Origin of the sequence: Caldicoprobacter algeriensis, assembly GCF_023838525.1 — a bacterium.
Lineage (GTDB): Bacteria > Bacillota > Clostridia > Caldicoprobacterales > Caldicoprobacteraceae > Caldicoprobacter > Caldicoprobacter algeriensis.
On sequence record NZ_JAHUQD010000024.1, the window covers coordinates 24,663 to 30,988 of the forward strand.

At 45.7% G+C, this 6,326-nt stretch carries 4 protein-coding genes and 1 pseudogene; 4 read left to right on the forward strand and 1 reads right to left on the reverse strand.

Features of this window, described 5'->3' with window-relative positions:
• Window positions 1-213 precede the first annotated feature (213 nt).
• From KVG29_RS11260 to tkt, 3 genes and pseudogenes are all read left to right on the forward strand, one after another.
• Window positions 214-1,095 (forward strand): nucleoside hydrolase, encoded by an 882-nt coding sequence (locus KVG29_RS11260; RefSeq protein ID WP_252228543.1) that lies wholly within the window; start codon window positions 214-216, stop codon window positions 1,093-1,095.
• Between the two features lie 132 nt (window positions 1,096-1,227).
• A pseudogene (locus KVG29_RS11265) lies at window positions 1,228-2,200 on the forward strand (diaminopimelate dehydrogenase).
• 164 nt (window positions 2,201-2,364) lie between these two features.
• Entirely contained in the window at window positions 2,365-4,356 is a 1,992-nt protein-coding gene (gene tkt, locus KVG29_RS11270) for a transketolase (protein ID WP_252228544.1), read from the forward strand.
• A gap of 188 nt (window positions 4,357-4,544) precedes the next feature.
• Here the strand turns inward: tkt and KVG29_RS11275 are convergent, their stop codons facing one another.
• Window positions 4,545-5,057 carry a flavin reductase family protein gene (locus tag KVG29_RS11275; RefSeq protein ID WP_252228545.1) on the reverse strand — a complete coding sequence of 171 codons (513 nt, stop codon included), beginning with the start codon at window positions 5,055-5,057 and terminating at the stop codon, window positions 4,545-4,547.
• A 253-nt stretch (window positions 5,058-5,310) separates the two neighbouring features.
• Between KVG29_RS11275 and KVG29_RS11280 the strand changes: the two genes are divergently transcribed.
• On the forward strand, window positions 5,311-6,177 hold the full coding sequence (locus KVG29_RS11280; protein WP_252228546.1) for a sugar phosphate isomerase/epimerase family protein: 867 nt from the start codon (window positions 5,311-5,313) through the stop codon (window positions 6,175-6,177).
• The last annotated feature ends 149 nt before the right edge of the window (window positions 6,178-6,326 follow it).

Below are 6,326 nucleotides of genomic sequence, written 5' to 3' on the forward strand. Positions count from 1 at the left end.
CGTTCTATATATGGTACAATCTATAAATGAGCAAATTTTCTGGTAATTAATTACCATTACTTAATTTATGAAGTGTTTTATCCTATCATTTTGTATTCTGGAAAGCTTTATATCTCCCAGAAATACAGGATGGAAATTTACTGGAAGCATTTTTGCTCATTTATAGGTACAATGATAAATATGTAAAATTGTTCTTTAGGCGGAGGGATTGAAATGCCTGTCAAGCTTCTTTTGGATACCGATATAGGAAGCGATATCGACGATGCGGTATGTTTGTCTTATCTTTTGGCAAATCCCGAATGCCAGCTGTTAGGTATAACCACGGTAAGCGGAGAAGCGGAAAAGCGTGCAATGATGGCAAGCGTTTTATGCAACATAGCAGGGAAAGATGTGCCCATCTATCCAGGAGCCGAAGAGCCTTTGATAGGCCATCAGCGGCAACCTGTGGCACAGCAGGCCAGGGTACTGGGAAACTGGCGGCATAAAACCAAGTTTCCTAAGGGTGAGGCTGTTGAGTTCTTGAGAAGAACCATACGCGATAACCCTGGTGAAGTGGTGCTGTTGTCCATTGGCCCTCTTACCAATATAGCGCTCTTGTTCAAGGTTGATCAGGAAATACCCAAGCTCCTCAGAGGGCTTGTGATGATGTGTGGCGTTTTTACCAATCGGTTGCCAGGAGTAGGTCCTCTGGAGTGGAATGCTATATGCGATCCCTATGCCACCGCGATCGTATATAATACCGAGGTTATGCTTCACCGCTCAGTGGGGTTGGATGTCACCTGCCAGGTGACCATGAAGTATAACGAGATAATGAGAAGGTTTACATCCCCTTTGCTTGAACCGGTTCTGGATTTTGCTTCTGTATGGTTTGAAAAGGCAGATCAAATTACTTTTCATGATCCCCTTGCTGCAGCTACCATATTTGATGACAAGATATGTGTATTTCAGAGGGGAAAAGTGGAGGTAGAGCTTGCCAGCGACAGGTTGAAGGGGATGACGCATTGGAGCTTAGACGTTGACCATGGCAACCATGAAGTAGCCGTTGATGTAGATCGTGATAGGTTTTTTGAGCATTATTTTTCTGTATTCACTTAATTCCAAATTGGAATGCTAAGTTTTGACATAAAATTTTAAAAGTGCTTTGCCTTGGTTGCTCATCAAATAGTTAATTGGTATACATTGTCAAAATAAATGTATAACTAAATTTAAAAAATGGAGGGAAATCGCATGAAAGATGCAATAAGGGTTGGAATAGTTGGATATGGTAACCTTGGACGGGGAGTTAGAATGGCAGTCAAACAAAACCCGGATTTTCAATTGGTGGCTGTGTTTACGCGCAGGTCACCGGATTAGGTAAATGCTGATGGCGTCAAAGTAGAACATATTTCACGTCTGGAGGATTACAAGGGGCAAATCGATGTTATGATCCTGTGCGGGGGTTCTGCTACTGATCTACCTGTTCAGGGGCCGGCCGTCGCCGAGATGTTCAATACCGTGGACAGCTTTAATACCCATGCCAGGATTCCCGAGTATTTTGCCAAGGTGGATGAAGCGGCCAGGAGAGGTGGTAACCTCAGTTTAGTTTCTACTGGCTGGGATCCAGGTCTGTTTTCATTGATGAGAGTGCTTGGAGAGGCCATTCTTCCTGAAGGGCATATCTATACCTTCTGGGGCAAGGGAGGGGCATTCAGACGCGGTCAGGAGAGTACCGGGAGTAAGAAACGCCATTCAATACACCATTCCAGCGGAGGATGCCATTCGAAGGGTGCAAAACGGGGAAAACCCTGAGCTTACCACTCGAGAAAAGCATGTGCGAGTATGTTATGTCGTTCCCGAAGAGGGCGCTGACTTAAAGTGCATAGAGCAGGAGATAAAGAATATGCTCCATTATTTTGCTGATTATGGTACAACCATGCACTTTATTTCCGAGGAAGAGTTTAGAACCAATCATTCAGGCATGCCCTATGGAGGAATTGTGATCCGTACTGGCAAGACTGGCGAGTCGACAAAACAGAGGATGGAGTTTAGCCTGGAGCTGGAGAGCAATCCCGAGTTTACCTCCAGTGTATTGGTGGCCTATGCCAGGGCGGTTTATCGCTTTGCAAAAGAAGGGCAGGTGGGTGCGTGTACCGTGTTCGACATACCTATTGTTTATCTTTCGTCCAAAACCGGTGAGGAGCTCAGAAAAGAGTATCTGTAATCTTCATGGTACAGTCAACATTAAAAGGTATAATAAGCTTTGCTTGACAGGTAAAAGAAAGCCTGTGATAATTAAGTATTGAGGCCAGGTTTTTTTAAAACCTCATTTTTGCATGTAAGAGCAGCAATTGGCTGTATATAAATAGTATGGCTGGGAGGTGTACTATGAATAGAGTTGAACAGTTGTGTATAAACACCATTCGCGTGTTATCGGCTGAGGCAGTTGAAAAGGCCAAGTCTGGGCATCCGGGTATGCCTTTGGGAGCCGCACCCATGGCTTATACGTTGTGGGCACGGCATATGAAGCACAATCCTTGCAACCCAAAGTGGGTAAACAGGGATAGGTTTGTGTTGTCGGCTGGACATGCCTCTATGCTTATCTATTCGCTGCTTCACCTCTTTGGGTACGGCCTTACCATTGAGGACATAAAGAACTTCAGGCAGTTTGGCAGCAAGACGCCAGGACATCCGGAATACGGTCATACTCCGGGGGTGGAGACCACCACTGGTCCACTGGGGCAAGGGTTTGCCAATGCTGTTGGCATGGCTTTAGCTGAAGCATACCTTGCCGCCAAGTTCAATCGTCCAGGGTACAACGTGGTGGACCACTATACATATGTTATAGCAGGCGATGGCTGTATGATGGAGGGTATAAGCTATGAGGCCGCCTCGCTGGCAGGTACCCTGGGGTTGGGTAAGTTAATCGTGCTATATGATTCCAACTCCATATCCATCGAAGGGTCGACCGATATCGCTTTCAGGGAAGATGTGGGAAAGCGCTTTGAGGCTCAGGGCTGGCAGGTTTTGAAAGTTGAGGATGGAAACGACATAGAGGCCATTGATAAGGCAATTGCTCAGGCAAAAGCCGAGACCACAAAGCCTTCATTGATCATAGTGAAAACCCAAATCGCGTATGGCTGCCCTGCCAAGCAGGGTAAGGCATCGGCTCATGGAGAGCCGCTGGGAGAAGAAAACATCAAACAAATGAAGGAATATTTAGGCTGGCCCAGTGAAGAGCCCTTTTATGTTCCTCCAGAAGTGAGGGAGCACATGAATGCCTTGATAGAGAAAGGCAAGAAGGCTGAAGAAGAGTGGAATTCGTTGTGGGAAGCATATTCCAAGGAGTACCCAGAGCTGGCAGAAGAATGGAAGATATGGCACAGCGATACGTTACCGGTGGATTTGCTAAATAATGATGAGTTCTGGAAGTTTGAAGGCAAAACGGCAACGCGTAACGCTTCTGGAGAGGTTATAAATCGTCTGGCAAAGGTTATACCTAATCTTATCGGCGGTTCGGCAGACCTGGCCCCATCCAACAAGACGACAATGAAAGGACGCGGAGATTTCTCGGCTGAGGACCGCACCGGTTCAAATCTCCACTTTGGTGTCCGTGAACACGCCATGGCCGCCATTGCCAATGGAATGGCGTTGCATGGCGGGCTCAGGGTGTATGTGGCAACCTTCTTCGTGTTCAGCGATTATATGAAGGCCGCTATGAGGCTGTCTGCACTTATGGGGGTGCCTGTGATCTATGTGCTCACCCATGACAGCATCGGGGTGGGTGAAGATGGGCCGACGCATCAGCCGGTGGAACACCTGGCTGCATTAAGAAGTATGCCCAATTTCACCGTTTTCCGTCCGGCCGACTCTAAAGAGACGGCTGCCGGTTGGTATGTAGCGCTTACCAGGAGGACAGGGCCTACGGCCCTTGTGCTCACGCGTCAAAACGTGCCTCTGTATCAGGAAACCGGCAAAGAGGCATTGAAGGGCGCGTATATCCTTGTGGATTCCGAAAAAGAGCTACCCGATATCATACTCATTGCATCCGGTTCGGAGGTGCAGCTTGTGTATGAGGCCCACAAGGTACTTAAGGAAAAAGGGATCGATGCTCGTGTGGTGAGCATGCCGTCTTGGGAGCTGTTTGAGGAGCAGCCGGAGGAATACAAGCAGAAGGTGCTGCCCGATGCTGTAAAGGCCAGGCTGGCTGTTGAAGCCGGGTCTTCGCTGGGATGGCATCGCTATGTTGGATGCGAAGGAGACGTAATCGCTCTGGATAGGTTTGGAGCATCCGGACCGGCGGATGTGCTGTTTAGGGAATTCGGGTTTACCGTAGATAGAGTTGTTGAACGGGCTTTGAAGCTGCTCAAAAAGGCTTAATAGGTTAAAAAAAGGAGCCGAGAAACTCGGCTCCTTTGATGTTTTTGCGTTGAGTTTAGGTGATTTGTGTGGCACTAGAATGATGTACGGAAGGGGTTCAAACCTCTCACATGTGCAAGACTGTTATTTTCCAAAACTTCTAGCGTTTCCATCAATGTCTATTTATTTATAATAAGATGGTTGGCGGTTCATTCTGTTATATAACAGGCCACAATCTCACCGAAATAAAACGTGTGATAGTCTGGAGAGGGATACCATTTCTGGATTAGCTGTGCATCCAGGTTTGCAGGTATCATGTCCTGCTTGTATACTACTTTGCACTCGTAATGCAGCGTGCACTCTCCTATGATGGGAACATTCACTTTTATGCCGGGGATTGGCGTGAGATTGCATTCCTTGAACTTGTCAAAATCGCGGCCCGATCTGCTGCCACAAAAAGCCAGCGCTTTTTTCAGGTCACGATTTAGCGGCACGCTAACAGTAAATTCACCAGACTGTTCAATAAGGCCATGGGTGTATCTTGACTTTCTGACAGGCACTAAAAATATGGGTTTGCCCCAGAAAATGGTGATTCCTCCCCAGCCAATGACCATGGTATTGGCTTTTTCCCCTTTGGAAGATAAAAAGAGGCCTCCTGACTTTAATTGATTTTCTACCTCCAAAATATACTTGTCATAGGGCACTTCTTTTATATTTCCCATTTGATATTCCCTCCTTTTCGAACTTGTCAAGATTCTACCTCTTGGATTAACAATAATTACGGCGCCTGAAGTCTTCGTCTTTATGGTAATTTATTGTAATCTCAATATACTATATTTTTGCACTTTTTTTCAACCTCGATTTTAAAGGAGATGAATTTTTGCCGATGTAAGTCTTGGTTGTAAAATTTATGGTCATACTGAAAATTTTATGGTATAATTATGCTAAAATAAGAAAATATGGGGGGATATTCAAATGGCCGCCTTTCAAATAGGGGTTATGGTTGACTCTTTTCGTGTGGAATTAGAAGAGGGCATAAAGAAGGCCAAAGAAGTGGGGGCTACAGGGATACAGATATATGCTACATATGGGCGCATGGCTCCAGAAAATCTGAGTGCGGCCCAGCGCAGGGAAATACTCGACATGATAAAATCCAATGGACTGATGGTCTCGGCCATATGCGGTGATTTGGGGGGCCACGGTTTTGCCAAGCCTGAGGACAATCCATGGAAAATTGAGAAGTCTAAAAGGATTATGGACCTGGCCAAGGATTTGGAAGCGAATGTCGTTACTACGCATATCGGCGTCATTCCAGAGGACGAAAATCATCCCAGATGGAAAATACTTCAGGATGCATGTGGTGAGTTGGCTGAATATGGTGACAGCGTAGGGGCATACTTTGCAATTGAAACTGGTCCAGAGAAAGCCGTAACCCTTAAGAAGTTTTTGGACAGCTTAAAGTCGAGCGGTGTACGTGTGAATTTTGACCCTGCTAACCTGGTCATGGTTACAGGAGATGACCCCGTAGAAGCGGTTTATACCTTGAAGGATTACATAGTTCATACCCATGCCAAGGATGGGGTTATGAAAAAGCAGACCGATCCGGAGGTCATATACAACTTTTTTGCGGAGGGCGGAATAGAGGATCTGCGCCTTGAGGATTATTTCAAGGAGACTCCTTTAGGTGAGGGACAGGTGGACTTTGATCGATATTTGAAAGCTTTGTATGATATAGGTTACCGCGGTTTTCTTACAATAGAAAGGGAAGTGGGGGAGAATCCCGAAGAAGACATTCGGCAGGCTGTCATCTTCTTGAAGGAAAAGATAAAGTTATTTGAATGATTTAGGGTATATGGAAAAGTTTGGGTAGTGTCAAATAAATAATGAAAAAGTCAACGATAAGAGAATTGTTATCAAAACATGGACTTTGGCAACAGAATATAGACTAAAAATATAAAAACACAGTAATTAAGAGTGCTTAATAAGTAAGA

Excerpts from the sequence above, each read along its gene's own strand:
- KVG29_RS11260 (WP_252228543.1), top strand. The coding sequence starts at position 214 with ATGCCTGTCAAGCTTCTTTTGGATACCGATATAGGAAGCGATATCGAC.
- tkt (WP_252228544.1), top strand. The coding sequence starts at position 2,365 with ATGAATAGAGTTGAACAGTTGTGTATAAACACCATTCGCGTGTTATCG.
- KVG29_RS11275 (WP_252228545.1), bottom strand. The coding sequence starts at position 5,057 with ATGGGAAATATAAAAGAAGTGCCCTATGACAAGTATATTTTGGAGGTA.
- KVG29_RS11280 (WP_252228546.1), top strand. The coding sequence starts at position 5,311 with ATGGCCGCCTTTCAAATAGGGGTTATGGTTGACTCTTTTCGTGTGGAA.